At 54.0% G+C, this 25982-nt stretch carries 28 protein-coding genes and 2 tRNA genes; 25 read left to right on the top strand and 5 right to left on the bottom strand.

From position 1 onward, the window contains the following. Window positions 1-65 precede the first annotated feature (65 nt). From AVO41_RS06930 to AVO41_RS06920, 3 genes are all read left to right on the top strand, one after another. Window positions 66-254, top strand: coding sequence for a DUF2065 domain-containing protein (locus AVO41_RS06930; protein ID WP_068584852.1), 189 nt, complete (start codon window positions 66-68; stop codon window positions 252-254). Window positions 255-331: 77 nt separating this feature from the next. After that, window positions 332-1501: an ATP phosphoribosyltransferase regulatory subunit gene (locus AVO41_RS06925; RefSeq protein ID WP_068584652.1), complete on the top strand. Its 1170-nt coding sequence runs from the start codon at window positions 332-334 to the stop codon at window positions 1499-1501. 42 nt (window positions 1502-1543) lie between these two features. Further along, on the top strand, window positions 1544-2863 hold the full coding sequence (locus AVO41_RS06920; RefSeq protein WP_068584650.1) for an adenylosuccinate synthase: 1320 nt from the start codon (window positions 1544-1546) through the stop codon (window positions 2861-2863). 34 nt (window positions 2864-2897) lie between these two features. Here AVO41_RS06920 and AVO41_RS06915 read toward each other — a convergent pair whose 3' ends face one another. Further along, a complete protein-coding gene (locus AVO41_RS06915; RefSeq protein ID WP_068584647.1) occupies window positions 2898-3260 on the bottom strand; it encodes a response regulator in 363 nt (120 codons plus the stop codon). A gap of 114 nt (window positions 3261-3374) precedes the next feature. Here AVO41_RS06915 and AVO41_RS06910 point away from each other — a divergent pair, with 114 nt between their 5' ends. The 10 genes from AVO41_RS06910 to AVO41_RS06865 all read left to right on the top strand — a co-directional run bounded on the left by AVO41_RS06910 (window position 3375) and on the right by AVO41_RS06865 (window position 12574). Further along, on the top strand, window positions 3375-5291 hold the full coding sequence (locus tag AVO41_RS06910; protein ID WP_068584642.1) for a SurA N-terminal domain-containing protein: 1917 nt from the start codon (window positions 3375-3377) through the stop codon (window positions 5289-5291). A 170-nt stretch (window positions 5292-5461) separates the two neighbouring features. Continuing rightward, window positions 5462-5806 (top strand): 30S ribosomal protein S6, encoded by a 345-nt coding sequence (gene rpsF / locus AVO41_RS06905; RefSeq protein WP_068584640.1) that lies wholly within the window; start codon window positions 5462-5464, stop codon window positions 5804-5806. Further along, window positions 5806-6033, top strand: coding sequence for a 30S ribosomal protein S18 (gene rpsR, locus AVO41_RS06900; protein ID WP_068584638.1), 228 nt, complete (start codon window positions 5806-5808; stop codon window positions 6031-6033). The genes rpsF and rpsR overlap by 1 nt, the downstream gene beginning before the upstream one ends. A gap of 43 nt (window positions 6034-6076) precedes the next feature. After that, the gene (locus AVO41_RS06895) at window positions 6077-6961 is read left to right on the top strand and encodes a DUF2232 domain-containing protein (protein ID WP_068584636.1); all 885 of its coding nucleotides are present in this window, start codon (window positions 6077-6079) and stop codon (window positions 6959-6961) included. A gap of 40 nt (window positions 6962-7001) precedes the next feature. Continuing rightward, on the top strand, window positions 7002-7451 hold the full coding sequence (gene rplI, locus AVO41_RS06890; protein ID WP_068584633.1) for a 50S ribosomal protein L9: 450 nt from the start codon (window positions 7002-7004) through the stop codon (window positions 7449-7451). 111 nt (window positions 7452-7562) lie between these two features. Continuing rightward, window positions 7563-9005, top strand: coding sequence for a replicative DNA helicase (gene dnaB / locus AVO41_RS06885; RefSeq protein WP_068584631.1), 1443 nt, complete (start codon window positions 7563-7565; stop codon window positions 9003-9005). Further along, window positions 8992-10158 carry an alanine racemase gene (gene alr, locus AVO41_RS06880; RefSeq protein WP_068584629.1) on the top strand — a complete coding sequence of 389 codons (1167 nt, stop codon included), beginning with the start codon at window positions 8992-8994 and terminating at the stop codon, window positions 10156-10158. The genes dnaB and alr overlap by 14 nt, the downstream gene beginning before the upstream one ends. Further along, a complete protein-coding gene (locus AVO41_RS06875) occupies window positions 10148-10780 on the top strand; it encodes an NUDIX domain-containing protein (RefSeq protein ID WP_068584627.1) in 633 nt (210 codons plus the stop codon). The genes alr and AVO41_RS06875 overlap by 11 nt, the downstream gene beginning before the upstream one ends. Window positions 10781-10787: 7 nt before the next feature. Continuing rightward, entirely contained in the window at window positions 10788-11171 is a 384-nt protein-coding gene (locus tag AVO41_RS06870; protein ID WP_068584624.1) for a hypothetical protein, read from the top strand. Then, window positions 11171-12574 carry an MATE family efflux transporter gene (locus AVO41_RS06865; protein WP_068584621.1) on the top strand — a complete coding sequence of 468 codons (1404 nt, stop codon included), beginning with the start codon at window positions 11171-11173 and terminating at the stop codon, window positions 12572-12574. Before AVO41_RS06870 ends, AVO41_RS06865 begins: the two co-directional genes overlap by 1 nt. On the opposite strand, the gene AVO41_RS10770 is transcribed toward AVO41_RS06865, so the two are convergent. Next, on the bottom strand, window positions 12571-12708 hold the full coding sequence (locus AVO41_RS10770) for a hypothetical protein (protein ID WP_162838989.1): 138 nt from the start codon (window positions 12706-12708) through the stop codon (window positions 12571-12573). The two genes, AVO41_RS06865 and AVO41_RS10770, sit on opposite strands and share 4 nt — an antisense overlap. 132 nt (window positions 12709-12840) lie before the next feature. Between AVO41_RS10770 and AVO41_RS06860 the strand changes: the two genes are divergently transcribed. The 3 genes from AVO41_RS06860 to AVO41_RS06850 all read left to right on the top strand — a co-directional run bounded on the left by AVO41_RS06860 (window position 12841) and on the right by AVO41_RS06850 (window position 14314). Next, entirely contained in the window at window positions 12841-14052 is a 1212-nt protein-coding gene (locus tag AVO41_RS06860) for an SPOR domain-containing protein (protein WP_068584620.1), read from the top strand. Window positions 14053-14134: 82 nt separating this feature from the next. Then, window positions 14135-14221, top strand: a tRNA-Leu gene (locus tag AVO41_RS06855). A 16-nt stretch (window positions 14222-14237) separates the two neighbouring features. Next, a tRNA-Val gene (locus AVO41_RS06850) sits at window positions 14238-14314 on the top strand. Window positions 14315-14732: 418 nt separating this feature from the next. Here the strand turns inward: AVO41_RS06850 and AVO41_RS06845 are convergent. Beyond that, on the bottom strand, window positions 14733-15266 hold the full coding sequence (locus tag AVO41_RS06845; RefSeq protein ID WP_068584618.1) for a DUF3087 family protein: 534 nt from the start codon (window positions 15264-15266) through the stop codon (window positions 14733-14735). A 174-nt stretch (window positions 15267-15440) separates the two neighbouring features. On the opposite strand from AVO41_RS06845, the gene queA reads away from it, so the two are divergent. From queA to secF, 5 genes are all read left to right on the top strand, one after another. Further along, window positions 15441-16490 carry a tRNA preQ1(34) S-adenosylmethionine ribosyltransferase-isomerase QueA gene (gene queA / locus AVO41_RS06840; protein WP_068584616.1) on the top strand — a complete coding sequence of 350 codons (1050 nt, stop codon included), beginning with the start codon at window positions 15441-15443 and terminating at the stop codon, window positions 16488-16490. 77 nt (window positions 16491-16567) lie between these two features. After that, the gene (gene tgt / locus AVO41_RS06835) at window positions 16568-17689 is read left to right on the top strand and encodes a tRNA guanosine(34) transglycosylase Tgt (protein ID WP_068584613.1); all 1122 of its coding nucleotides are present in this window, start codon (window positions 16568-16570) and stop codon (window positions 17687-17689) included. 104 nt (window positions 17690-17793) lie between these two features. Next, entirely contained in the window at window positions 17794-18129 is a 336-nt protein-coding gene (yajC, locus tag AVO41_RS06830; RefSeq protein WP_068584605.1) for a preprotein translocase subunit YajC, read from the top strand. Between the two features lie 132 nt (window positions 18130-18261). Continuing rightward, window positions 18262-20139 (top strand): protein translocase subunit SecD, encoded by a 1878-nt coding sequence (gene secD, locus AVO41_RS06825; RefSeq protein ID WP_068584603.1) that lies wholly within the window; start codon window positions 18262-18264, stop codon window positions 20137-20139. Window positions 20140-20251: 112 nt separating this feature from the next. After that, the gene (secF, locus tag AVO41_RS06820; protein ID WP_235584696.1) at window positions 20252-21229 is read left to right on the top strand and encodes a protein translocase subunit SecF; all 978 of its coding nucleotides are present in this window, start codon (window positions 20252-20254) and stop codon (window positions 21227-21229) included. Between the two features lie 25 nt (window positions 21230-21254). Here secF and AVO41_RS06815 read toward each other — a convergent pair whose 3' ends face one another. Further along, complete coding sequence (locus AVO41_RS06815; RefSeq protein ID WP_235584691.1) at window positions 21255-21710, bottom strand: hypothetical protein; 456 nt, start codon at window positions 21708-21710, stop codon at window positions 21255-21257. Window positions 21711-21831: 121 nt separating this feature from the next. Here AVO41_RS06815 and AVO41_RS06810 point away from each other — a divergent pair, with 121 nt between their 5' ends. Then, window positions 21832-22302: a YcgN family cysteine cluster protein gene (locus tag AVO41_RS06810; RefSeq protein ID WP_068584595.1), complete on the top strand. Its 471-nt coding sequence runs from the start codon at window positions 21832-21834 to the stop codon at window positions 22300-22302. A gap of 65 nt (window positions 22303-22367) precedes the next feature. Here the strand turns inward: AVO41_RS06810 and AVO41_RS06805 are convergent, their stop codons facing one another. Then, window positions 22368-22862 (bottom strand): peptidylprolyl isomerase, encoded by a 495-nt coding sequence (locus tag AVO41_RS06805; protein ID WP_068584592.1) that lies wholly within the window; start codon window positions 22860-22862, stop codon window positions 22368-22370. 82 nt (window positions 22863-22944) lie between these two features. Here AVO41_RS06805 and AVO41_RS06800 point away from each other — a divergent pair, with 82 nt between their 5' ends. The 3 genes from AVO41_RS06800 to rimO are packed head-to-tail and all read left to right on the top strand — an operon-like array spanning window position 22945 to window position 25897. Then, complete coding sequence (locus AVO41_RS06800) at window positions 22945-23367, top strand: CopD family protein (RefSeq protein WP_068584589.1); 423 nt, start codon at window positions 22945-22947, stop codon at window positions 23365-23367. 1 nt (window position 23368) lies between these two features. Next, on the top strand, window positions 23369-24475 hold the full coding sequence (locus AVO41_RS06795; RefSeq protein ID WP_068584586.1) for a sialidase family protein: 1107 nt from the start codon (window positions 23369-23371) through the stop codon (window positions 24473-24475). Window positions 24476-24523: 48 nt separating this feature from the next. Then, a complete protein-coding gene (gene rimO, locus AVO41_RS06790; RefSeq protein ID WP_068584579.1) occupies window positions 24524-25897 on the top strand; it encodes a 30S ribosomal protein S12 methylthiotransferase RimO in 1374 nt (457 codons plus the stop codon). The last annotated feature ends 85 nt before the right edge of the window (window positions 25898-25982 follow it).

The raw sequence follows: 25982 nt of genomic DNA, 5'->3' as shown, positions 1-25982 counted from the left end.
TTTCGGCCACCTTTTTTTTGTCAGCGTCCCGGCGGTTGGGCCTGCGTAAACAGGAGTCAAGCGAAATGGATGGGTCTTTGTTACTCAGTGCGTTGGCGCTGGTTCTGATACTGGAAGGGTTGCTGCCGTTCATCGCACCGGGTGTCTGGCGCAATACCATGGCGGAATTGGTAAAGATGGAAGATGCTAAGCTTCGCCTTGTCGGTCTGATCAGTTTGAGTGTCGGTCTGTTGTTGTTATGGGTGTTTGCCTAATCTTTTTACCAGGCCTGGTTAAAAAAGGACTTAAACGGTCCGATCGGGCCACTTAAAATTTAACAGGAAACATTGTTGTGTCAAAACAAGCTACTTGGTTTACACCGGAAGGGATTGAGGATTTATTGCCGGATGCCGCTCGGAAATTAGAGCATTATCGGCGTCAGTTGCTGGATCTGTTCGAGTTAAGCGGCTATGAACTGGTGGTGCCGCCCATTGCTGAATTTACCGATTCGCTGTTGACAGGCAAGGGCGAGCACCTTGCTGTCGACACCTGTCGCTTCACGGATCAGGAAAGCGGCAAGATGATGGGCGTGCGTGCGGATATGACGCCTCAGGTGGCGCGCATTGCCACCAACCGACTCAAGGACGAATCGGTGTTGCGTTTGTGCTACGTGGGCGAGGTGCTGAAAACGCGCAACAACAAAGCCAAAGGCTCACGAAGCCCGATTGAAGTCGGGGCCGAATTGTTCGGGCATGACGGGGTCGACAGTGACATTGAAGTGATTGATCTGATGCTGAATGCCCTGGCGTCTATGACGGATCAGTCGGTTACCCTTAGCCTGGGCCATGTGTCGGTAGTGGATACACTCATGCGCGAGGCACAGCTGTCGACGGAACAGAAAAATGAAATGGTCGATATTCTGCTGCGTAAGGCGCTGCCAGAATATGACGCCTTTGTTGAAGGCTTGGCGTTGTCAAGGGCGATGAAAACAGCGTTTGTTGAATTGCCGTCATTGATGGGGAGCGCTTTGGACGTTTTGGACAAAGGCAAAGCGATGAGCCAACATTGTCCGGCTCTGACCTCTCATTTCGAACGCTTGAGCGCGGTGGTTGCCTACTTTGAGCAGGTGCCCAATGTGACGCTGCACATGGATTTGAGCGATCTTCGTGGCTATCAGTATCACACCGGTCTGATTTTTACCGCGTATCTGGCGGAACAGAAACTGATCCCGATTGCGCGCGGCGGTCGTTATGACGACATCGGCTCGGTTTTTGGTGCCTGTAAACCTGCGACCGGCTTTAGCCTGGATTTGCGCAGTGCGCTTGACTGGCTGCCCACGCCGGCGGCGTTGACCCGTGAAGTGGTGTACGCACCGATTGAGCCGGATGCAGGCCTGGCCGAGGCGGTAAGTGCCCTCCGAGCCAAGGGAATGGTAGTCAAGCGCTTTAACACAGTGGATGCGCTGCCGGACGATGCGCAAAAGCTCGTCTGTGAAGCAGGCGAATGGCGTCGGAAAAAATAACAACGGCAGTCCAAACCAACTATTTGAACGAATGAGAATGTAATGGCAAAGAAAAATATTGTTGTGGTGGGCACCCAGTGGGGTGATGAAGGCAAAGGTAAAATCGTTGATCTGCTGACCGATCGGGTGGCAGCGGTGGTTCGCTTTCAGGGCGGGCATAACGCCGGTCACACCCTGGTCATTGACGGTCAGAAAACGGTGCTGCATCTGATTCCTTCCGGGATTTTGCGTGAATCGGTGGATTGTCTGATCGGCAACGGCGTGGTGCTTTCGCCGGAAGCTTTGCAGACCGAAGTCACCCAATTGGAAGCCACCGGGCTTGAGGTGAAAAGTCGTCTGAAAATCAGCGAGGCCTGTCCGCTGATTCTTGATTACCACATTGCCATTGACCAGGCGCGTGAAAAAGCACGCGGTAAAAAAGCCATCGGTACCACCGGGCGCGGCATCGGACCGGCCTATGAAGACAAGGTGGCACGACGTGGTCTGCGAGCCGGTGATTTGCGTAACATGGACCGTTTTGCGCAGGTGTTGCGTCAGACGCTTGAATACCACAATTTTATGCTGACCGAGTATTATCAGGCCGAACCTGTGGCGTTTGACGCCTTGCTTGAGCGCTGTCGGGCCTATGCCGACCTGATTGTGCCGATGCTGACCGACATTCCTCAGGAGATTCAGCGACATAACGACGCAGGACACAGTCTGATGTTTGAGGGCGCGCAGGGCACCTTGCTGGACATCGACCACGGAACCTATCCGTATGTCACATCGTCCAACACCACAGCAGGGGGCGCGGCGTCCGGCAGTGGCATCGGTCCTTGTGCGCTGGACTATGTACTTGGCATTACCAAAGCCTATGCCACCCGTGTCGGTGGCGGTCCTTTCCCGACTGAGCTGGTGTATGATGTCGCGGCAGATGAGGGGGATGAAACCGGTAAAATTCTGGGCACACGTGGGCATGAGTTTGGCGCGACCACCGGGCGTCAGCGTCGTTGTGGCTGGTTTGACGCGGTGGCATTACGACGCGCCTCTCAGGTGAACGGCATGACTGGTATTTGTCTAACGAAACTGGACGTGTTGGATACCTTGCCGGAGATCAAAGTCTGTGTGGCGTATGAAAAGGACGGCCACCGTTATGATCTGCCGCCTAGCAGTGCGGAAGACTATGCAGAGATGACGCCGGTTTATCAAACCTTGCCCGGCTGGCAGACCAGTACCGTCGGCATCAATAGTTGGGATGGGTTGCCCGAAGCGGCGCAGGCCTACATTCGTTTTCTGGAAAAACAGGTCGGCAAGCCGGTGGCGATTCTCTCCACCGGGCCGGACCGCAATGAAACACTGATTCTGGACAACCCGTTTGTCTGAGTCGTGAGTGGCCCGGTTTGTGAATAATCCGGGGTTAAATCAGCTTTTGAATCAGCTTGGGCAGGGTTTCAGGGTCAAAGGGTTTGACCAGCCAGCCGGTCGCGCCCAGTGCCCTGCCTTGTGCTTTCATTTCATCCCCGGTTTCGGTGGTCATCATCAGAATGGGCGTAAAGTGCGTGTCTTTTCGTTCTCGGGCGGCTTTGAGAAAGGTTAGACCGTCCATAACCGGCATGTTGACGTCGCTGATGATCAGGTCGAACCTTGTTTTGTCCAGCGCGTCCAAAGCGGCCTGACCATGTTCTGCCAGCGTCACGTCGCAGGTTTTTTGCAGGACCAGATCAACCAGTTTTCGCATGGAAAGGGCGTCATCAACGTAAAGAATTTTGGGCCGAGGCATCGGGGCTCACCAATTGAGAATGGAATACGATACAATACGCTAAATTCGATGGTTTACTCAAGTTTTTCAGGTGGCGCGCAGGCGCTGTCACAATCGCGAAGGTCGGTATAAATTATGTTACAAAGCATTCGGGATCATGCTCAGGGTTGGATTGCCTGGGTCATTGTGGGGCTGATTATTTTAACCTTTGCCTTGTTCGGCATTGATCAGTATGCCAAAGGCGACAAAGTGGTGACGGTTGCTGAAGTCAACGGCGAAGATGTCACCGCACGCGAATTTCTGACGCTCTATCAGCAGCAAAAAAACCGCCTGAAAAATCAGTTCGGTGAGATGTATGATCAGGTGGTGGACGATGCCGAGTTGCGTGAACAGGTCATGGATGCATTGCTGGAATCCGTTGTGGTACGCCAATGGGCTCAGGCGCACAACATGATCGTGTCGGATCAGCAGTTGTCGGCGACGATTCAATCGGCTGAGGTTTTCCATAAGGATGGTGAGTTTGACCAGCAGACCTATCAGAATATTCTGATGCGCAATGGTTTGAATGTGGCGCGATTTGAGCAACAACAACGCCAGCACCTGATTGAAACCCAGAATCGTCAGTTAACCATGAGTTCCGCTTTGGTGGCGGATAGCCAGGTCAATGCCTTGATGACACTTCAAGCGCAGGAACGTGACGTGAACTATTTGCGCATTGATCACCGTCCGTTGATGAAACAGGTCACGGTGACCGACGAGGATGTTTCGGATTATTACCGCGCCCACAGCGAAGAATTTGTCCGTCCCGAGCAGGTGGTGATGTCCTATGTCACCCTGAGTCAGGCCAAGATTGCGCAAAGTCTCGAGGTGGATGAGACCGAACTCAAACGTTTTTATGACAACAACCAGGATCTGTTTACGCAGCCGGAAGAGCGTCAGGCCAGTCACATCCTGATCCAAGTCAACGAAGAACGAAGCGAGCAGGAAGCACTTGAAACCATTCAGCGTCTGCGTCAACAAATCAAAGATGGGGCCGAATTTGCACAAGTGGCCGAAGAAAACTCCGAAGATCCCGGTTCGGCCAGCGCGGGCGGTGATCTGGGGTTATTTCAACAGGGGTTGATGGTCCCAGAATTTGATAAAGCGGTCTTTTCTCTGGCAAAAGGCGAGCTGTCTGAACCGGTAAAAACCGAATTTGGCTACCACTTGATTCAGGTGACGGCGATCGAAGAAAGTCAGACGCCTGCCTACAGTACGATTCGTGACGAGGTTGAAAGCGCTTACCGTAAGATGCAGGCCGAACAGCGTTATTACGAGCAATTGGAAACGTTGAATACTCTGGCGTACGAGCAGCCGGATACGCTGGCCCCCGCAGCCGAAGCACTGGGACTTGAGATCGTGACCACCGACCCGGTTTCTCGCAATGGTGCAGACGGCCCGGTGCTGGGAGATCGCAAGGTCATCAATACGGCCTTTTCCGATGAGGTTAAAAACCAGGGGCTGAACAGTGAATCCATTCAGCTGGATGAAACCAAGGCCGTAGTGCTGAGAGTCAATGACGTCATGCCGAAAGCGCAAAAGCCATTGGAAGAAGTTGCCTCAACCATCCGTCAGCAGTTGACCTCACAAAAAGCGCGTCAGGCGTCTGCTGACATGGCCTCAGAGCTGGTCCGCTCTCTGAGGGACGGGCAGGAAATGAGCGCGCAGATGGAAACCGATGTGATTGAATACCATCCGGTAGGCTGGATGGGGCGTGACCATGGCCAAATGCTCCCCCCTTTGGTGGAAGCCATCTTCAAAGCGCCGAAACCGGAACAAAATCAGGCCAGCTACACCACCTTTGCATTGCCCACGGGCGACTCCGTTGTGATTGAGGTGTTGGGTGCACGCACGGGCGAGATGCCACAGGCCGAAGAAACCCGGACCCAATTGCGCACGGCTTTGACCAATTTGTCTGCCACGGCGGAAATGCAGGCGCGTTTGTCTGCCATGGTGGCCGATGCGGACATTCATCGCAAAGAAAACTACAAAACCATCAAACCGCGTTTGTAATGCAATGGCCGGGGTCTTTTGGGTCCCGGTTGCACTTTTCTGCAAAAACGCTATAATCCCCGCTTTCGACCATTTTGTGTGCCCTGAAAGGTGTGCGCTATGTGGTTGATCTTCCTTGCTTCACTCAACCGGGTTTGAGGAGGCTTTTTTAATCCATAAGGAGAACTCGAATGCGTCATTATGAAGTCGTATTTATGGTGCACCCTGATCAAAGCGAACAGGTGCCAGCCATGATCGAGCGTTATCGCGCTCTGATTGAAGAAAACCAAGGCGCGATTCACCGTCTTGAAGACTGGGGTCGTCGTCAGATGGCTTACCTGATCAACAAGGTACACAAAGCGCATTATATTCTGATGAATATCGAATGCGACGCCGATACCCTGGCCGAACTGGAAAACCTTTTCTACTACAATGATGCGGTTTTGCGTAACATGACCCTCAAGCGTAAAGAGGCCGTCACAGAAGCATCGCCGATGATGAGCGAAAAAGAAGACAAGCGTCGAGGAGGCAAGTAATGGCCAGAGGATTCGGAAGAAAGAAATTCTGTCGTTTCACCGTTGAAGGGGTGAAAGAGATTGATTATAAAGATTTGGATACGCTGAAAAGTTACATTACCGAAACCGGTAAAATTGTGCCAAGTCGTATTACCGGGACCAGCGCGAAATATCAGCGCCAGTTGTCCCGTGCGATCAAGCGTGCCCGTTATTTGGCATTGCTGCCTTATTCAGATCAGCATAAGTGAGTGAGATTCAGCATTAACCGATTGCTCAACTAAGAGGACGCCCATGCTCAGCTTAGCCAATTATGTCATGCGAGGCCCGACGCAGGCGTGGATTGCCACGCTGATTCTGGCCGTTTTGACGGTTTGGCTGACGCCTTTGGGCATTTTGCTGGGCGCTGTGATTGCACTGGTGACACTGCGCGTCGGTGAAACGGATGGCCTGAAAACTTTGGCGATTGCTGTACTGGCCACGCTGGCGCTCCATCAGTTTACGATGGGACAGTTTTGGCCAGGCCTGGTGGCGGTCATGGAGTACATGCTGCCGGTCTGGTTGCTGGCGTGGGCATTGCGCCAGACGCAGAAGCTGGCAACGCCGATTCATCTGGCCGTTATGTTGGCCGCGGGTGTGGTGCTCGCCTTCCACCTGATGGTGGGGGATACCGTTGCCTGGTGGCAGTCCGTGATGGAAAACTACCTGGCGCCTTTGATGGACCAGGCCGGTGCATCGCTGCCGGCGGCGACCATTGAGCAGGTTTCGCAGGTTGCAACCATGTTGCTGGCCATGTTTTTGGTCACGCTTTGGGTTGTGGTGCTGCTTCTGGCGCGGTGGTGGCAGAGCGCATTGTATTTTCCGGGTAAGTTTCGGGAAGACTTTTATCAGGTGCGCCTGCCGGCTTCGCTGGCGGTGCTCGCGGCAGTGGCGGCCATCGGCAGTCTTCTGACGCCATCTCTGATTCTTCAGGATCTGGCGGCGGTGTTGATGGTGGGATTGATGTTTCAGGGCTTGTCTGTGATACATCACGCCATTGATCTGAAGGCGATGAGCAAAGCCTGGCTGTTTGGTTTGTATGTAATGTTGATGCTGTTTCCTCAAGTAATATTGATTTTGGCCACGGTTGGGTTGGTGGATACATGGATGGATATCCGCAACCGTTGGACACAGGCCTGAGACCAGGCCTGGTAACTTTTAGATTAGAGGTTTAGTAGCCATGAATGTGATTTTATTGGAAAAAATTCAAAACCTGGGTGGCTTGGGCGACCAGGTTGCGGTCAAAGCCGGGTACGCCCGTAACTTTTTGATTCCCCAAGGCAAAGCCAAGCCAGCCACCAAAGAAAATGTGGCAGAGTTTGAAGCGCGTCGTGCCGAGTTGGAAAAACAGGCGGCGGAAGTTCTGGCCGCTGCACAGAGCACCTACGAGCAGATGAATGGCACGGTTGTGACCATTGAGATGGTCGCCGGTGACGAAGGCAAACTGTTTGGTTCTGTGGGCACGGCAGACATTGCTGACGCGCTGAACAAAGCTGGTTTTGAAGTGGAACGCAAACAGATTCGTATGCCGGAAGGGCCTGTGCGCTTTGTCGGCACTTTCGAGTTTGATGTGGATTTGCACTCCGATGTGGTGGCTTCCATCACGGTGGACGTCAAAGCCGCAGAATAATCACGCCACCATTCGGTTGTGATCAAAAGCGAGGTACTGCCTCGCTTTTTTTATGCACGTTTGTTTTTTTGGGCAAGCAAGTCTTGTATGGACTGGTTATAATGGCCGATTATGAGTCAGTCGCCTGAATTTAAAACCCCTCCCCACTCCATTGATGCCGAACAGTCTGTGATCGGCGGTTTGTTGTTGGACAACGACAAGCTTACGGATGTCAGCGGTATTCTCACGCCCTCGGATTTTTATACTCAGCAGCATCAGCGAGTGTTTGAAAGCATTCTGGCATTGAGTCAGGCTGAAAAACCCTTTGATCTGGTGACTGTGATTGCCCAGTTGCAAGCCAGCGGAGAGCTGGAAACCATTGGTGGCAAAAGCTATCTGATGGAATTGGTGGACAACACTCCCGGCGCCGCCAACATTACCTTTTATGCGCAGGTGGTGCGTGACAAATCGATTCTACGTGCCCTGATTCAGGCCTCCAACGAAATCAGCGAACAGAGCTATTTTCCGCAAGGAAAAGAGGTCACGGCCATTTTGGATGCGGCTGAAAGCCGCATACTGAAAATCGCCGAGCAGGGCAGTGGCAATCAACGTGATTATCAAACCATCAAGCATTTGCTTAATGACGCACTGGTGACCTTGCAGCAGCGTATGGACAGTGACGGCATTACCGGTCTGGCCACCAGCTGGAGTGAGTTTGATGAAGTCACGTCCGGTCTTCAGAAGGGCGACCTGGTGATTGTGGCCGGACGTCCGTCGATGGGGAAAACGTCCTTCTGTATGAATATGGCTGAGAACGTGGCCATCAAGGAAAAAGCCCCGGTGGCGGTGTTCAGTATGGAAATGCCCGGGGAGCAGCTGGTCATGCGAATGTTCAGTTCGGTCGGTCGCGTGGATGCGGAAAAGATCCGTAAGGGGAACGCGCTGGAAGACGAGGACTGGGGCAAGATTACCCTTGCCATGAATCAGATGTCGCAGGCCAAAATTTTTATTGATGACACGCCTGCGCTGATGATCAATGATCTGCGCGCCCGGGTGCGTCGCATTGACAAAGACGTGCGTGATCAGCAACTCAAAGAAGCGGAACAGCACCCCAGTGTGCTGGACGGGTCGCGCGAACCGCACGAATTTGTCACCGGACTGGGCATGATCGTGGTGGATTATCTGCAGTTGATGCGCGGCTCGATTCAGACCGATAACCGAGTGAATGAAATTTCCGAGATTTCCCGAGGCCTCAAAGCCATTGCCAAGGAAATCAATGTGCCGGTGGTGGCGTTGTCGCAATTGAGTCGTAACCTGGAACAACGACCGGACAAACGCCCTAAAATGGCCGACTTGCGTGAATCCGGCGCGATTGAGCAGGATGCGGATCTGATTATTTTTATCTATCGCGATGAAGTTTATAACCCGGACTCGGCCGACAAAGGCAAAGCCGAAATCATTCTGGGCAAGCATCGTAACGGGGCGCTGGCCAATATTCCACTGGCCTTCCTCGGCCACTACACTCGATTTGAAAACTTTACGGCCATGGACGATCAAGCCGATGAGTACTACTGAAGCCCTGACCATCACGCAATTTCGTCCGGTGCGGGCGGTGATTCACCCTCCGGCCTTTGCGCACAATTTGGCCCGTGTGCGGGAGCGGGTGGGGCAATCCAATGTCTGGGCCGTGATCAAGGCCGATGGCTATGGCCATGGGCTTGAGCGCGTCGCGGAGTTCTTGAAGCAAGCCGATGGGTTTGGCGTGGCCTGTCTGGATGAAGCCTTGCGCTTGAGAGAGGCGGGCTGCGAGCACCCGATTGTGGTGCTCGAAGGTGTGTTTTCATGGCAGGAATGGCCACTGATCTGGCGCAACCGACTGGAATGTGTGGTGCACAGCCATGAACAGTTGCAGTGGCTGGCACACTGGCTTGAGCATGCTGACCTGCCCTGCGATACGCAGCCTGAGTTGGATTTGTGGTTAAAATTTGATACCGGCATGCAGCGTTTGGGATTTGAACCGGGCGAAGCCGAGACGGTGGTGGAATGGTTGCGCTCGTTGCCCGCTGAGATTTCCATGCATCTGATGTCGCATTTGGCGTGCGCGGATGAAGACAATGGGCAGATGTTTACCCAAAAACAGTGTGCTCTGTTTGATCAATTAAGTCAGACCGTCGACGGGCAGCGCAGTCTGGCCAATTCCGCTGGCGTTCAAACGTATCCCAAAACGCATTATGACTGGGTACGGCCGGGCATTATGCTCTATGGCGCCAGCGCCCGTTCGGGCACGTCATTGGCGCCCACCATGACGCTGATGGCCGAAGTCACGCGTCTGCGCTGGATCGAGGCCGGAAGCGGCGTCGGTTATGGTCTGACCTGGCAGGCGCAACGCCCAACCCTGCTTGCGGTGGTCTCCATTGGTTACGGCGATGGTTACCCCCGTCATGCGCCTTCCGGGACCCCGGTGTTGATTCATGGTTGCAAGGTGCCGCTGGTCGGGCGCGTGTCGATGGATATGATCACAGTGGACGTCACCGACTTGCAGGATCGGGTCAGCGTCGGGGATGCCGCCATTTTATGGGGGCAGGGGCTGGCGGTGGATGAGGTGGCGCAGTGGTGTGGCACCATCGGTTATGAATTATTGTGTGGCGTCACCCCGCGAGTGCCCCGACAGGTCGCGGAAACAGCCCTAATCTCAACCTCGCAGGAAGTGACAAGTCATGTCGGATAATCGCTCTGACCCATTTCAGTATCGTTTGCGCATCGAGTCGATTGAACCCGCCTTTGAAGGATTCTTTCGGATTGATCGTGTGCGATTTCAGCACCAGCGTTTTCAAGGGGGTTGGTCAGAGACGTTGGAACGTGAATTGTTCGGGCGAGGTCAGGCGGTTCTGGTGTTGCTCTATGATTGTGCGTCACGTCAGGTTCTCTTGATCGAGCAATGTCGCGCTGGCGCCCTGAAGCACGCCCGACATCAGTCGGAAAAAGCCTGGTTGCTGGAACCGGTGGCAGGCATGATCGATTCGGGTGAATCAGCGCAGCAGGCATGCGCGCGCGAAACGCAGGAAGAAGCCGGGGTGACGGTGCAGGACTTTGAATACGTCTGTCAGTTCTACCCCAGCCCGGGCGGCAGCGATGAAGTTTTGCATCTATATGCGGCGGAAATTGATTTTTCCGAGTTGCCTGCACTGGCGGGGGCAAAAGAGGAGCACGAAGACATTCGACTGGTACCGATGAAGTTTGAGCAGGCGGAAGACCGGCTGCGTTCGGGGCGCTTTAATGTCGCCAGTACCATTGTGGCTTTGCAGTGGTTGTTTTTTCAACGTCTGGAGGAATCGGCGCCACGCCGTTAGGGTGAATATGTTTTGTTTGTTTCGTAACAGTCGGATTCTGTCGCCCTGGCACATCGGGGTTTTGTTGGTCAGTTTGTCGGGCGTGGTGTACTGGTTGCATTTTGCCTTTATTCAAAAAGCGTTTTGGCAGACCGTATTAAGCGGTCAGGCGTTGTTTGTGGATCTGCTGCTGGGATTGCCGGTGGTGTTGATCTTTGCGGTGGTGATATACGCCATGATTTATTGGGTGCTTAAATTGCTGTTGATTTTTTTATGGCCGCAAGCGATCGAAATGCTCCCTGACAGCGCGGAGCAATTGTCGGATGACATGCCCGAGTCCTTACACCAGGCCTGGCAAAAAGAGCCACCCTCTTCCAGGGGCGATTCGAACGAATCCGACAAGAAAGACTGATGCAGGCCGAGGCCGAAGCGCAAAAGCTGACCTGGGCCGGCTACGCGCTGGAGGCACGGGTGCTGCTCAAGTTGGCGGTGCCGATTTTGATTGCTCAGTTGGCGATCACCGGGCTGGGTGTGATTGACACGGTGATGTCGGGGCATGTGGGCACGGATGATCTAGCAGCCATCGGTCTGGGATCGAGCTTGATGTTCCCGGTCCTGATGGTGCCGATGGGTATTTTGCTTGCGCTGACCCCCTTGGTTTCCAAACGTTTTGGTCAGGATGATCCAACTGCGATCCGGCGTTATTTGCAACAGGGGCTCTGGTTGTCCGTGCCGCTCGGACTGTTGGCCATGGTGGTGTTGATGCAACCGCAATGGGTGTTGGATCAACTGTCGTTGTCGCCCAGCGTTTATCAACTGACTCAGGATTATCTGATCTATGTCGCCCTTGGCCTGCCGGGCCTGGCGCTTTATCTGGCGTTGCGTTTTTTCTGGGAAGGACTGTCTCTCACCTGGCCCACTATGGCAATCAGTGTGCTCGCATTGCTTGTGAATGTTCCGTTGAATGCGGTGTTTATTTATGGCTGGGGGCCCGTTCCGGCGTTTGGTGCCGCCGGGTGTGGTATCGCTTCCACACTGGTTATGTGGGGCATGCTCGGGGTTGGCATCTGGTTTGTGCGCCGCCACCCCAAAACACGTCCGCTCACCGCCTGGCAGGCCAGTGACTGGTTTCGTTATCGCTGGCGTCAAGGCATGGCGGACATTCTGTCACTGGGTGTGCCCAATATGCTCGCGCTTTTGTTCGAAGTCACGCTGTTCAGTTTGATTGCCGTGTTCATTGCCAAACTGGGAACGGAGGTGATTGCCGCCAATCAGGTGGTGATGAGCTACACCTCCATGGCGTTTATGATTCCGTTAAGTCTGTCGCTGGCGGTCACGGTTCGGGTGGGCACCGCATTCGGGCAAGGCAGTTTGACCGCCATGCGCTTGAGTGTGCGTACCGGACTGGCGGTTGCGGTGCTATTCAGCAGCGTGGTGGCGCTGGTGACCTTCAGTGCGCGTGAGCAGATTGCGGCTTTTTACACCCAGGACCCGGCCGTGATAGCGATCGCATTGTGGCTTCTGCTGCTGGCGGCGGCTTATCAGGTGTTTGATGCCATTCAGGTGACGTCGGCCGGGATTCTCAGAGGGTTGCATCATACGAAAACCACCATGCTGGTCACCTTTGTCAGTTATTGGGGGCTGGGCATGGGCGGCGGTTACATTATGGCCTTTACCGACTGGTGGCTGCCGCCGCAGGGCGTGGGAGGCTTCTGGCTGGGGATCGTGTTCGGGTTGATTCTGGCCGCAGGTCTGCTGCAGTGGAAACTCTGGCATCTGAAAGCAGGCCTGGTCAAAAAAGGGGTGTTGGTTTAACGTGACTCGTCACGGTTTTTGAAGGCTTTGTAGAGCCCCCAGACCACCAGGGCGACCACAAGTGCGCTGACGCCGACAAATCCCAGTGTCAGCAGCAGCGCTGATCCGACTTCTTCCATCCCGATGTTGTGCATGATCAATTCCTGTAAACTTCGCTTTGCAATTGCCAGTCAACATTCTACAATAACTTGAAGTGATAAAGCTTAAAGCTGGCCGATGTTTGGCTATATTTGCAACCCCTGATTGGCGTGACCTGAGCACAAAGCATGGCGCAAACCATTTCCGAATTTGAAAAAGAGCGGGCAGAACTGCTCAAAGCCATCGAAGATCAGGCTCAGCAGCGTTCGTCCGATCGAGGTCCGGCCTTGACCGCCGGGAGTGGCGGTTCTGCTCAGGGCCAGCCGGAACATTCATTAAGTGATTGGCTTCAAGCCGCAGAGGATGTTATGCCGAGTCGAGAAAACAAACCCCAGTCATCGCCTTCCCGCGCCAGTCAACGCACCAAAAGCCAAAAGGTGTCGTTTTTTGGCGTGGTGATCATGCTCTCACTGCTGTTTACCATTCTGGGCGTGCTCTATATCGGCTACACCAGCATTCATAATGAATTGCAAAAAGTGGTCAGTTCCGTTGACAGTTCCCGTGACCGCCTGGCCGCATTGGAAGTCAAAGTGGCGGATGTGGAAAAAGCCGCAGCCACAGGCGGGCAGTCAGAGGTGTTTACACAGTTGCAGGAGCAGGTTGCCACCCTGGAACAAGAGGTAAAGCAACTCAAAGCAACCCAGCAGGGGTTGGATCAAGCGCTGGCCCGCCAGCCACAAGCAAACGCTTCACCGACTGGGCAGCGCTCGGCATCGCAAACCTTGAGCGGGTCGGATCAGGTGGTGACCATTGCGGTGTTGGAGCAAAAACTGAAAGAGTACACCCAGGGGATCGATCACAAACTGGCGACACTGATTGATCGCCTGAATGGTCAGGCGGGGGCACAGGCCTCTGTACCGGCCACCTCTGAGCAATCAAAACCAGAAAAAAAACCGTCAGAGACAGACAATCAGGAAGCGACGGTGGCCGAGCCTCAATCGCCCAAAGTTTCCCGCTTGGACCAGCCTGTGATCCGCCTTGTGGGTCAGCCCAGTAATCCGACAGCGCCCCAGGCGCCCAAAAAAGAACAGGCGCCCACCAATCAATCTTCCGAGCCCGAGCCTATTCGCTGGCTGAAAGAACTGCCGGATCAGCACTACACGCTGCAGTTGGCGAGCATGTCGAATCAGCGTTCGGTCGAACGCTTGATGGAACAAAAGGGCTTGCAAGGCGCCAAAGTGGTACCGCTGTTACGCAATGGCGAAACCTACTTTGTGTTGCTCAGTGGGGGGTATGACAACCGCAATGAAGCCGACCAGGCGGCCGAACGTTACAAACAGCAATTTGACATTTCACCCTGGGTGCGTCGCGTTCAGGACATTCGCTCAAAACTGGATTGAGCGAATGTCAAAAAACCTCAGAAACGGTTGACTTGCGTGCTGTCGCTCCCTATAATGCGCGCATTCCTAACGGAATGATCAAGCCAGTGTGGTGAAATTGGTAGACACGTCGGATTCAAAATCCGATGCCTTAATCGGCGTGGCGGTTCGAGTCCGCCCACTGGTACCAATCCAAATTCTGTTATACGACTGTAGCTCAGTTGGTTAGAGCGCCACCTTGACATGGTGGAGGTCGGTGGTTCGAATCCACTCAGTCGTACCATTCTCTTTTCTGTATTTCTCTACGAAAAAATCGCAAAATCACGCTTTTTTTGTAAAAATCCTTATCATAATTGTTGCATCATTCGATGATGGCTGTGAAGGGTAACAAGGTAATGTCCTGTGGGGGAATATTTCGATATTCTGAATGCAGATAATGACCGCAACACCTGAAAATAATCATTTGCTGGCCAACTGTCATTAGAATGACAGTTCCTACAAAAGACGTATTTAGGCACCAATGAAAATTTCACCAGTTGTTACAGTTTTTCCGGGGATCCCAACGCGCGTGTGACCTTCAGTCAGTGGTTTACCCGAATCTGGTTTTTTAAAACCATAGACTGGGACAAGGCCTATGGCAACAGTGCGTGTGCGACCAGCAAAATGCGCTGGTTTGATGACATCTAAACGCGAACGGCCATTTATTCGTCGGTTTGTTTCGTCAGGTAAGGGCGAAGTTGATCCGCGTCAAAGCGAGCCTGGTCCAGGTCCAGTGATGCGGCCTGCATTTGTTTTTCCAGTTCTTCTTTTTCGGCTTTGAGGTCGGTCAGAGCGTGGTAATTGTTTTCCAGTTTGTGCATCTGTGTCAGCCCCAGGTGATAAAAGCGAAGGATTTTCATCGCTTGCGTGTCACCGTTTGTGGCTGCTTCCTGCAGCGTTTCATGCGCGTTTGAGATTTTCATCAGGTTGCGCTTGAGCCGCCAGGCATACATCACTTCCTGCATCCAGGGTTTGTCGGCAAAAAACCATTTCACAATGAAAAAGGTGATCACCAATCCCAGCAAAGCGCCCAGAATGTTCAGAACAATCAGGTTGTTGTTATAAGGCTTTAAATATTCCACAAACGTGGTAGCGGTGATCATGCCGATGACAATGAACATCGCCATAATGATCAGGGTGGCGTTTCGGGTTTTGCGTCGATACGTCGGCGGGTCCATCGGTTGAATTGAGAACATAGGGTCGTCCTTTGTCTTTATCTAGGCTGTCGGTATTTTAGCAACTTCGATCATGCTTTTGACCAGGCCTGGTTATTTTTCAAGAGACCGGTTGTTTGCTTGGGCCTGCGGGTGTTCTGCCGCGCGGTTTGCGATATAATGCCGCGATCTCAACGGTTTCAACAGGAGTGCGTCTTGCGTCGTCAGGACTTTTATTTTGATTTGCCTCAGGCGCTGATTGCCCAACATCCGGTCGCTGAGCGTTCGGCCAGTCGTTTGCTGGTGATGCAGGGGAAGACCCTGAGCGATGCGTCATTTGTGGATGTGCTGGATTATATGACCCCGGACGATTGCCTGATTTTTAATAACACCCGTGTGATTCCGGCGCGGCTGCATGGGCAAAAAGCCACGGGCGGCCAGGTTGAGGTGTTGGTGGAGCGAATCCTGAGCGACACCGACGTCTGGGCGCACATTCGGGCCAGCCGCGCGCCCAAGGCCGGTAGCCGCTTGACGCTGGAAGGGCGCATTCCTGTGACGGTGACCGGACGCGAGGGCGCTTTGTTCAAACTGGTGTTTGCCCCGGAAGAGACCGATCATGCAACAGCGCTTGAAGTGATCGAGGCCTTCGGGCACATGCCTCTGCCGCCTTATATTGAGCGTGAGGATGACCAGGCCGATCAGGAACGCTATCAGACGGTTTATGCCTCCGAACCGGGTGCGGTTGCTGCCCCGACCGCGGGATTGCACTTTGACGAGCCTCTGATGGCCAAACTTAATGACCGGGGCGTCGCCACGGGTTTTGTGACCTTGCATGTGGGCGCGGGCACCTTCAAGCCCGTACAGGTCGACAACATTGCCGAGCACACCATGCATTCGGAAGTGATTGACGTGCCTGACGAGACGGTGGCGCTGATTCGCCGTACCCGTGAAAAAGGCGGGCGGGTCATCGCGGTGGGCACAACGTGCATCCGGGCACTGGAAAGTGCGGCGGCAGCATCGGACGACGGTGAGCTGTCTGCGTTTCAGGGAGAAACCGATATTTTTATCACCCCGGGGTATCACTTTCGGGTGATTGATGGGCTGATTACCAATTTTCACCTGCCTGAATCCACGTTGATTATGCTGGTATCGGCTTTGGGCGGGTATGACAATACCATGCGCGCTTACCGGCATGCGGTGAACTCTGAATACCGTTTTTTCAGTTACGGTGATGCCATGCTGGTGCTCCCGGATCGTAGACCCTGACGCGGCGGTACCGAGTCGCCAAACCGAATAAAGAATCGAGGCATGGACGGGTAAGATGCCTCCAGACAGGATTAAGTATGAAATTTGAATTGCAGCATCAGGATGGTCGGGCACGGCGCGGCGTTTTGCGTTTTGAGCGTGGCGAGGTGGACACCCCTGCGTTCATGCCGGTAGGCACTTATGGCAGCGTCAAAGGCATGTTTCCCGAAGAAATTGCTGACACCGGGGCGCAGATCATTTTAGGGAACACCTTTCACCTGTCACTGCGTCCGGGCACAGAGATCATTCAACAGCATGGCGATTTGCATGACTTTATGAACTGGTCCGGCCCGATTTTGACCGATTCCGGCGGGTTTCAGGTGTTCAGTCTGGGCAAAATGCGCAAGATCACCGAAGAAGGGGTGACCTTTCGCAGCCCGGTTAATGGCGACAAAATATTCATGGGCCCCGAAGAGTCGATGCAGATTCAGCGCGAGCTGGGTGCAGACATTGTGATGATTTTTGATGAGTGCACCCCTTATCCGGCCACACACGCGCAAGCGGCCGATTCCATGCGGTTGTCATTGCGCTGGGCCCAACGTTCCAAACAGGCCCATGGAGATAACCCAGCGGCGCTGTTTGGCATTGTCCAGGGCGGTATGTATGAAGATTTACGCCGTGAATCCATTGACGGTCTGGTCGACATCGGTTTTGATGGCTATGCCATCGGCGGCTTGTCCGTGGGCGAGCCCAAAGAAGAAATGATGGGGACGCTGGATTTTACCGAACCGCACATGCCCAAAAACAAACCGCGTTATATGATGGGCGTGGGCAAGCCGGAAGACATTGTCGAGGCGGTGCGCCGCGGGGTGGACATGTTTGATTGCGTGATTCCGACGCGTAATGCCCGCAATGGGTTTTTGTTTACCCATCAAGGCGTGGTCAAAATCCGCAATGCTGTGCACAAGCGTGACACCGGCCCTTTGGACCCGCAATGCGATTGCTATACATGCCGCCATTACAGTCGTGCTTATTTGCATCATCTGGACAAATGCGGTGAAATCCAAGGCGCGCGACTCAATACGCTGCATAACCTGCATTATTACCAGAGCCTGATGCGCGGGTTGCGTGAGGCCATTGCCGCGGGCGAACTGGATGGGTTTGTGGAAACCTTTTACCGCCAACGGGGTGAAACGCCGCCGGATTTATCACAAGGGTAAAGCCGGGGCTTTCAGTCCGTCCGCAGGGAGCGGATAATATTTTTAGAATTTGTGGCCGCTTTGTGCCACAATATTGCGAACTTTTGATAAGAAGAGGTGTAACAATGAGCTTTTTTATTTCCGATGCCATGGCAGAAAATGGAGCCGCCGCGTCCGGCAGTGGGTTTGAAGCCCTGATTCCACTGATTTTGCTGTTTGTGGTCTTTTATTTTCTGTTGATCCGTCCGCAACAGAAAAAAGTCAAAGAGCACAAAAAACTGGTGGAAGCCTTGTCAAAAGGTGCGGAAGTGGTGACGTACGGTGGTCTGGCCGGGAAAATTCGTGAGCTGGATGAAAGCTTTATTGACTTGGAAATCGCGCCCAATGTGACGGTCAAGGTCGAGCGTCAGAATGTGGCACGCGAACTGCCGAAAGGAACCCTGAAGGGTCAGGCAGAGTAAGTCGAAACGTTTGCAAGTTAGGGCAGGGTTGTGACGCCGTCATACCCGGCCCTTTTTTGTTTAAAGCACACCGCACCGGCCTCGGCGCGGTTTCTTTCGTATGGCCTGCCTGGCAGGCAATGGTAATCCAAGATGTTTGAATCCAGACAAAAAGTCATCAGCAACACCTATCCGATATGGAAATATCTGCTCCTGGCCGCAGCGATTACGCTCAGTGCCATTTATGCGGCGCCCAACCTGTTTGGGGATGACCCCGCGGTCCAGGTTTCTCCCGTCAAAACGGTTGAATTTGACCAGTCCACCGTGGATCAGATCAATGCCACGCTTTCACAGGCCGGCATCGAGCCCAAGGCGTTTGAACGCCAGCCTGAGCAGTTTCTGTTGCGTTTTCATTCCACAGACGATCAATTAAAGGCGCGGTCACTGCTGAAAGAGACGCTGGGGCGTCAGGCTGTGGTGGCGTTGAACCTGGCACCGGCGACGCCGGATTTTCTCAGTGCGCTGGGTGCACAGCCAATGTATCTGGGGCTGGATTTGCGCGGCGGGGTTCATTTCCTGATGGACGTCGACATGGAAGCGGCGCTGTCCAAAACCTATGAACGGTATGTGGATGAATTGAAATCGGTTTTGCGAGAAGAGCGCATCCGTTATCTTGGGCTGACACACAAATCCGATCGTTTGTTGCTGCGTTTACGCAACCCCGAAGAGGTGACGCAGACGTTGAATGTGATTGCAGCGGAATTTCCTCAGACCTTCGAGCCTCGAGCGAATGAGGAAACCGGGGAAATTGCTTTGCCGCTGCTGGCACAGGTCAAGTCTGAGACACGCAAATACGCCTTGAAGCAGAATATTACCACCCTGCGCAACCGTATCAATGAATTGGGCGTGGCCGAGCCGGTCATACAGCAGCAGGGCGATCGTCGGATCGTGGTGCAGTTGCCCGGTGTTCAGGACACGGCCAAAGCCAAAGAGATTCTGGGAGCCACCGCAACCCTTGAGTTCCGTCTGGTGGAGGAAAAGGGCGATGCCCGTCGAGCCGAACGAACCGGCTATGCGCCGAATGGGGCACGCCTGTATCACTTCCGGGATGGCCGCCCGATTTTGCTCAAGCGTAGCATTATCGTCAGTGGCGACAACGTGATCGACGCCAAATCCGGGATTGATCAGGAAGCGGGCTCGCCGCAAGTCTCGGTCACGCTGGATGGGGCCGGGGGCCGAAAAATGCTGGCCACCACCAAGGACAACATCGGCAACCGCATGGCGGTGGTGTTCATTGAAAACCGAGTGGACACGATTGAAAAAGACGGCGAAACCATCAAAAAACGCACCACCACCAAAGATGTGATCAATGCGGCGGTGATCCGCGGCCAGTTTGCCAACCGCTTCCAGATCACGGGGCTGGACAGTCCGCAGGAAGCACAGGATCTGGCGCTGCTGTTACGCGCCGGGGCGTTGGCCGCCCCCATGGAAATCGTCGAAGAGCGCACCATTGGCCCGAGCATGGGGCAGGACAACATCAATCAGGGCTTCCTTTCCGTGGTGATCGGCTTTGCCCTGGTGCTGGTGGTGATGGCGATGCGTTATAAAGTGTTTGGCCTGGTGGCCAATGTGGCGTTGACGCTGAATCTGGTGATCATTGTGGCGGTGCTGTCGCTGCTGCAGGCCACGCTGACATTGCCAGGCATTGCCGGGATTGTATTGACCGTGGGGATGGCGGTTGACGCCAATGTACTGATTTTTGAGCGCATTCGGGAGGAATTGCGTCACTCGTCGATACAGACTGCGATTCACGCCGGTTACGAAAAGGCCTTTGTGACCATCGCGGATGCCAACATCACCACGTTGCTGGCGGCGATTGTGCTGTTCAGTTTCGGCACCGGGCCGATCAAAGGCTTTGCCATCACCTTGAGCATCGGGATCCTGACGTCCATGTTCACTGCCATTTTGGGCACGCGCGCTGTGATCAATGTGCTTTATGGCAACAAACCGGTACAGAAATTATCGATCTGATGCGCTGAGGGGCTTCCCCCGGCGCATCTGTCATGCATTTTTTCGGGGCCTGTGACAGGCGCCGAGCAATGAAAGGAATGGGTTCGTGCAAAACGAAGAACGTTACAATTTTATGCGGTTTCGAGGGCAGGCACTGGTTCTGTCCCTGTTGTTGCTGGTTGCCTCAATTGCCGGTGTGGCGATCAAGGGGTTGAATTTTGGCATTGATTTCACTGGCGGTACGCTGGTGGAACTGGCCTATGAAGAGGCGGCCGAAGTCGATGAAATTCGAGCGGCATTACAGAACAACGGTTATGAGCGTGCCACCGTACAGAATTTCGGCTCGGCCAAAGAGGTATTGATTCGCATTGCCCCGCGCCCGGAAGAAAGCTCGGCTCAGATTTCCAACAATGTGATGGACATGTTGGCCGAGAAACATTCGGATGCCTTTGAGCTGCGTCGGGTCGAGTTTGTCGGGCCGCAGGTCGGGGATGAGTTGACCGAAGATGGGGCCTTGTCATTGATTTATGCGCTGATCGGGGTTCTGATCTATGTGGCGCTGCGTTTTGAGTTTCGTTTTTCGCTGGGCTCGGTGGCGGCGCTGGTGCATGACGTCACCATTACGGTCGGGGTATTTGCCTGGACTCAGGTTCAGTTTGATCTGACCGTGCTCGCGGCGATCCTTGCGGTGATCGGTTACTCGCTGAACGACACCATCGTTGTGTTTGACCGGGTGCGGGAAAATTTCCGCACGGTGCGTGATGGCACCCCGGTGCAAGTGACCAATCTGTCCATCAACCAGATGTTGGCTCGGACCATTATGACCTCTTTGACCACATTACTGGTGTTGGCAGCACTGATCGCGATTGGGGGCGAGGTGATTTATGGGTTTGCCTTGGCCTTGATCGTCGGGGTATTGGTCGGGACCTATTCGTCGATCTTTGTGGCCAGCTCCATCGCGTTGGCGCTGGGTGTGTCCAAAGAAGATCTGATGAAACCGGTGAAAGAAGGCGAGGATGCCTCGGCGCAGGAAGAAGAATTGCACCGGATTTTCCTGGAAGAAGAAGCCAAGCGCGAAGCCAGAGAAGCCGAGGCCTCGGCTAAAAAATAACCAGGCCTGGTCAAAAACGTGCCGCTCAGTGATGCATGGACTGGGCCGGTGCGTTGTCAGCGGCCATCAACAACTCGATTTCATCCTGAGTCAGATATTCGTGTGCCAGATTCTCGTCCCGACGTTGCACGACACTAGGTAGGTCAAAGTCCAGCTGCGGGTGCGGTTGTGTCTGGTTCAGGTTCTGTGCGAATTTCTGCAACGCCTGAATCACCTGACCATTCAAGTCACGCTGCGTTTGCTCCAGAATGATGTCCTGCAACTGATTGACCCATTTCATTTGGGTGTCGCGCACTTTGTCGGCATGCGCCTGCAGATTGTTGTCTTTCAATGCCTGCGGGTAGCCGGCGGTGAGTTCTTTGATGTCGTCGATGATCATCTCTGCAATCTGAATGGTTTGTTCGGACGTGTCTTCCAGACGCTGATCAATATAGTCCAGACAGGTGACGACTTTTTGTGATGTGTCCATTTTCTGACCCATAAAACGCTCCTTGTGTGACTGTGTCAATTCTTTGACGAGTTTGGGCTTTTCAGGGAATACACATCAATAACTGTGCCAAAATAAAAAGACATGCAAGCCATTGAAATAAAAAGAGATAGTCATGACCTCTTGTTCGAAAAAATCTGACCCTGCCCCTCAACGTCCTTTTTGGCAGCGGTTGTCTTTGACGGAAATGAGCCCCCAGCAGTGGGAATCGCTGTGTGATGGCTGTGGCTTGTGCTGTCTGACCAAGTTGGAAGACGAAGACACGGGCGAGTTGGTGTATACCCGTGTGGTGTGTGAATGGTCCGATCCCGAGACGGCGGCCTGTTCGGATTATGCCAACCGGTCGGTCAATGTGCCGGGCTGTGTCGCTTTGACACCGGAAAGAGTCGAGCAATTTGACTGGTTGCCGGATACCTGTGGCTATCGATGTGTGGCGCAGGGCCGGGATTTGCCCAAGTGGCATCCGTTAAAGACAGGGGATCGCCGTTCGGTGAAGCAGGCGCATCAGGGATTGCATGGCATTGCGGTGGTGGTGGACCAGCCGGGATTGGATTATGAGGATTATGTGATTCCGGACCCAGATTAGGTCGGATGGGATTGGTTTTTTAACCAGGCCTGGTTAAAAAACCATTGGAATCAAGCGCTGAGGGTTCAGGCTTCTTCTTCGTGCTGTACACCGCCAGCGCCGTGAGCATGGCCGTGTTCGATTTCTTCGTCGTTGGCCGCTCGCACGTCCACCACTTCAATTTCAAAGGTCAGGTCTTTGCCCGCCAGCGGGTGGTTGGCATCCACGGTCACGGTTTCGTCTTCGATGGAGGCGATGGCAACGGATTGAGGGCCTTGTTCGGTTTGCGCTTCAAAACGCATGCCGACTTCCAGGTTGTCGACGCCCTGGAACAGGTTTTTGGGCACACCGGCCTGAATCATTTCGTCCATGACTTCGCCATAGGCTTCGGCAGCGGGAATGGTCGCGCTGAACTGATCGCCAGCCGCTTTGCCTTCCAGTTCTTTTTCCAGGCCGGGAATCAGGTTGGAATGACCGTGCAGGTAGGCCAGTGGCTCGCCCTGGGATTTGTCAATCAGGTTGCCTTCGGCATCGGTCAAGGAATAATGGATCTGGCCGACCGTGTCTTGTGCAATTTTCATGTTGGAGGTCCTTCTTTTTATCAATGGAGTCGGTATCATACAGGTTCTCAATAACGATGTATAACCATGGAGACACATCTCAATGCTTTGGCTGAAAACGTTTCATATTCTGTTTGTGATGGCTTGGATGGCCGGGATTTTTTATCTGCCGCGGATTTTTGTGCACTATGTCGAAGGGCAGGCCGCCGGGGAGGACGTGCGTCGTCTGGCAATTATGGCTGAGAAGCTGTATAAATTTATGACCATTATGATGATGATTGCCATCGGCACCGGCATTTGGCTGTGGCTGGCGTACTTTCCAATGGCCGAGGGCATGGGCTGGCTACACGCCAAGATTGTGTTTGTGATTCTTATGCTGGCGTACCACCTGTGGACCAAGCGCCGAATGAAAGAAATGCAAGCCGGGCACTTGGATCACTCCGGGATTTATTACCGTTGGGCCAACGAAATTCCGTTGCTGCTGACCATCGTGATTCTGATTCTGGTTGAAATCAAGCCGTTCTGATATGAGTGATGCTGTGCTGGCGGCGATGCCGCATCTGATTAAGGATGATTCGATCACTCTGGAGTTTGCGCTTGCGCCCAAAACGGACGCCCCGGTGTATCGACACCCTGAGACCTCGCCCCTCTCTGTTGAAGGCAGTGGTCATTTTGTGCGAACTCAGGATGGGGCTTTGTTGCGGGTGTCCGAATGGTCGGCGCATCGGTCATCGGATGAAGGCCGAACCTGGCAGCGTGTCTCTTTGTTTTCCGAGCAGGGCGCGTTCAAGGTTCAGCCCACACACAGTCTGGCGGTAACGCGTTCCGGGACCGTTGTGCTGGCTTTCTTGAACACGGCGCAGGCGCATTTTCGTTGGTTGAAAAGTAAGAATCGGCCGACGCGTAACACTAGGCTGCCGTTGTGTGTGATGCGCAGTGAGGACCATGGACGCACCTGGTCCGAGCCCCAGACCATTCAAACCGGCTATTGCGGCGCCAGCTTTAGTCTGGTGCAGACCGCGAGCGGGCGGCTGGTGCTGTCGGCTCAAAATCTGGATTACACCGCAGGCCGTCACTACAGCCTCAGCTACGTATCGGATGATGACGGGCACAGCTGGCAGGCCAGCAATTGGATCGATCTGGGTGGGCAGGGCCATCATGACGGCGTTTATGAAGGCTGTTTGCTGCCGCTCAAAGACGGGCGTCTCTGGTACTGCCTTCGTACCAATCATGACTGGTTTTACAATGCCTACTCCGAAGACGAGGGGTTGACCTGGACCCACATGGAACCCGGCATGACCGCCAGCAGCTCACCGGCCTACCTGTTGCGCCTGCAAAGCGGTCGCATTCTGATGTTGTATAATCCGCTGCGCCCGAGCAGCGGCGAATCGGCGGCACGCATCAGTGGTCAGTTTTCACAACGCACCGCGTCCTGGTATCGGGCCGAACTGGTGGCTCGTCTGAGCGATGACGACGCTCAGAGCTGGACCGATCCGGTGACACTGGCCTATTGTCAGGGTGCCTGGCTTGCCTACCCACGTGCCTTTGAGCAACGTCCCGGTCACATCTGGATCGACACCATGCAAAGCGGTCTGAAACTGACAATGGATGAAGCCATGTTGCTGCAAAACTAACCAGGCCTGGTAAAAAAGCACTTCGACAGACACCAAAAAAGGACATTTATGACACACCAACCGACCATCGGCATTGTCAGCCTGGGCTGCCCCAAAGCCACGGTTGACTCAGAGCGTATCCTCACTCAGCTACGAAGCGAAGGGTATCATCTGACCAATGATTACGAGGGCGCGGATGCGGTGATCGTTAACACCTGCGGCTTCATTGATGCGGCGGTGGAAGAATCGCTCAATACCATCGGCGATGCCCTGGTTGAAAACGGCAAAGTGATTGTCACCGGCTGTCTGGGGGCCAAGGACGGGGTGATTGAGGCGGTGCATCCGGACGTGTTGGCCGTTTCCGGGCCCGCGGCGTATGAACAGGTGGTGGAAGCCGTGCATCAGGCGGTGGCGCCTCCCGAGCACAACCCTTATCTGGATCTGGTGCCGCCGCAGGGCGTTAAATTGACGCCGCGGCACTTTGCCTATTTGAAAATCTCCGAGGGCTGTAATCATCGCTGCACCTTCTGCATTATCCCTTCCATGCGTGGCAATCTGGTGAGTCGCCCGGTGGGCGAAGTCGTCTCGGAAGCGCGACGCCTGAAAGAGGCCGGGGTCAAGGAAATTCTGGTGGTATCGCAGGATACGGCCGCCTATGGCGTGGACGTCAAACACAAAACCGATTTTGCTGAGGGGCGGCCCACCAAGAGCTCGATGTTTGGTTTGAGCGAAGCCTTGGGCGAGCTTGGCGGGACGGACAACGTCTGGGTGCGCTTGCATTATGTCTATCCTTACCCCAATGTGGAAGAGGTGCTGCCATTAATGGCCGAAGGCAAAATATTGCCGTATCTTGACATGCCTTTGCAACACGCCGATCCCGAGATTCTCAAGGCGATGAAACGTCCGGGCAATATGGACAAAATGCTGGAGCGGATCAACCGCTGGCGGGAAGAAGTGCCCGATCTGGTGATTCGTTCGACTTTTATTGTCGGTTTTCCGGGCGAGACCGAAGCCCAGTTTCAGAACCTGTTGGAGTTCATTGAAACCGCTCGTTTGGATCGGGTGGGTTGTTTTCAGTATTCACCGGTCGATGGCGCGGTAGCCAATGATCTGGCCGAGCCAGTGCCGGATGACATCAAGCAGGATCGGTTTGACCGGTTCATGCAGTTGCAGCAGCGCATCAGTGCCGAAAAAATGCAGGAAAAAGTGGGCCAAACGCTGCAAGTGCTGGTGGATGAAGTGGATGAAGAGGGGGCCATTGCCCGATCACAGGCGGATGCGCCGGAGATTGACGGCTTGGTGTTTTTGCCACAGGCGTATGACCTGGAACCAGGTGATTTTGTTCAGGCGCGCATCACCGCAGCCGACGCCTATGACCTTTGGGGTGAGGTGGTGGTCGGCCCCGAGCGAGAGGATGCGACCTATTATGCGTTGAATGATTAGTTGATAGGGATTAGCTATCAAATATTAAAAAATAATTCATTAGAATTAATTGTAACGGGTTGCTAAAGTAGCACTCACATTAACT

The organism is Thiomicrospira sp. WB1 (genome assembly GCF_001507535.1).
Lineage (GTDB): Bacteria > Pseudomonadota > Gammaproteobacteria > Thiomicrospirales > Thiomicrospiraceae > Hydrogenovibrio.
The sequence above is the reverse complement of the archived record's forward strand: the minus strand, read 5'-3'. Positions and strand labels throughout refer to the sequence as shown.

Coding starts and splice junctions, on each gene's coding strand:
- rimO (WP_068584579.1), top strand. CDS start 24,524: ATGACACACCAACCGACCATCGGCATTGTCAGCCTGGGCTGCCCCAAA.
- AVO41_RS06800 (WP_068584589.1), top strand. CDS start 22,945: ATGCTTTGGCTGAAAACGTTTCATATTCTGTTTGTGATGGCTTGGATG.
- AVO41_RS06845 (WP_068584618.1), bottom strand. CDS start 15,266: ATGTTCTCAATTCAACCGATGGACCCGCCGACGTATCGACGCAAAACC.
- secD (WP_068584603.1), top strand. CDS start 18,262: ATGTTTGAATCCAGACAAAAAGTCATCAGCAACACCTATCCGATATGG.
- AVO41_RS06805 (WP_068584592.1), bottom strand. CDS start 22,862: ATGAAAATTGCACAAGACACGGTCGGCCAGATCCATTATTCCTTGACC.
- AVO41_RS06915 (WP_068584647.1), bottom strand. CDS start 3,260: ATGCCTCGGCCCAAAATTCTTTACGTTGATGACGCCCTTTCCATGCGA.
- dnaB (WP_068584631.1), top strand. CDS start 7,563: ATGAGTCAGTCGCCTGAATTTAAAACCCCTCCCCACTCCATTGATGCC.
- tgt (WP_068584613.1), top strand. CDS start 16,568: ATGAAATTTGAATTGCAGCATCAGGATGGTCGGGCACGGCGCGGCGTT.
- secF (WP_235584696.1), top strand. CDS start 20,252: ATGCGGTTTCGAGGGCAGGCACTGGTTCTGTCCCTGTTGTTGCTGGTT.
- AVO41_RS10770 (WP_162838989.1), bottom strand. CDS start 12,708: ATGCACAACATCGGGATGGAAGAAGTCGGATCAGCGCTGCTGCTGACA.
- AVO41_RS06865 (WP_068584621.1), top strand. CDS start 11,171: ATGCAGGCCGAGGCCGAAGCGCAAAAGCTGACCTGGGCCGGCTACGCG.
- AVO41_RS06860 (WP_068584620.1), top strand. CDS start 12,841: ATGGCGCAAACCATTTCCGAATTTGAAAAAGAGCGGGCAGAACTGCTC.
- AVO41_RS06895 (WP_068584636.1), top strand. CDS start 6,077: ATGCTCAGCTTAGCCAATTATGTCATGCGAGGCCCGACGCAGGCGTGG.
- yajC (WP_068584605.1), top strand. CDS start 17,794: ATGAGCTTTTTTATTTCCGATGCCATGGCAGAAAATGGAGCCGCCGCG.
- AVO41_RS06910 (WP_068584642.1), top strand. CDS start 3,375: ATGTTACAAAGCATTCGGGATCATGCTCAGGGTTGGATTGCCTGGGTC.
- AVO41_RS06875 (WP_068584627.1), top strand. CDS start 10,148: ATGTCGGATAATCGCTCTGACCCATTTCAGTATCGTTTGCGCATCGAG.
- AVO41_RS06930 (WP_068584852.1), top strand. CDS start 66: ATGGATGGGTCTTTGTTACTCAGTGCGTTGGCGCTGGTTCTGATACTG.
- rpsF (WP_068584640.1), top strand. CDS start 5,462: ATGCGTCATTATGAAGTCGTATTTATGGTGCACCCTGATCAAAGCGAA.
- AVO41_RS06870 (WP_068584624.1), top strand. CDS start 10,788: ATGTTTTGTTTGTTTCGTAACAGTCGGATTCTGTCGCCCTGGCACATC.
- rpsR (WP_068584638.1), top strand. CDS start 5,806: ATGGCCAGAGGATTCGGAAGAAAGAAATTCTGTCGTTTCACCGTTGAA.
- AVO41_RS06810 (WP_068584595.1), top strand. CDS start 21,832: ATGACCTCTTGTTCGAAAAAATCTGACCCTGCCCCTCAACGTCCTTTT.
- AVO41_RS06815 (WP_235584691.1), bottom strand. CDS start 21,710: ATGGGTCAGAAAATGGACACATCACAAAAAGTCGTCACCTGTCTGGAC.
- rplI (WP_068584633.1), top strand. CDS start 7,002: ATGAATGTGATTTTATTGGAAAAAATTCAAAACCTGGGTGGCTTGGGC.
- AVO41_RS06795 (WP_068584586.1), top strand. CDS start 23,369: ATGAGTGATGCTGTGCTGGCGGCGATGCCGCATCTGATTAAGGATGAT.
- alr (WP_068584629.1), top strand. CDS start 8,992: ATGAGTACTACTGAAGCCCTGACCATCACGCAATTTCGTCCGGTGCGG.
- AVO41_RS06920 (WP_068584650.1), top strand. CDS start 1,544: ATGGCAAAGAAAAATATTGTTGTGGTGGGCACCCAGTGGGGTGATGAA.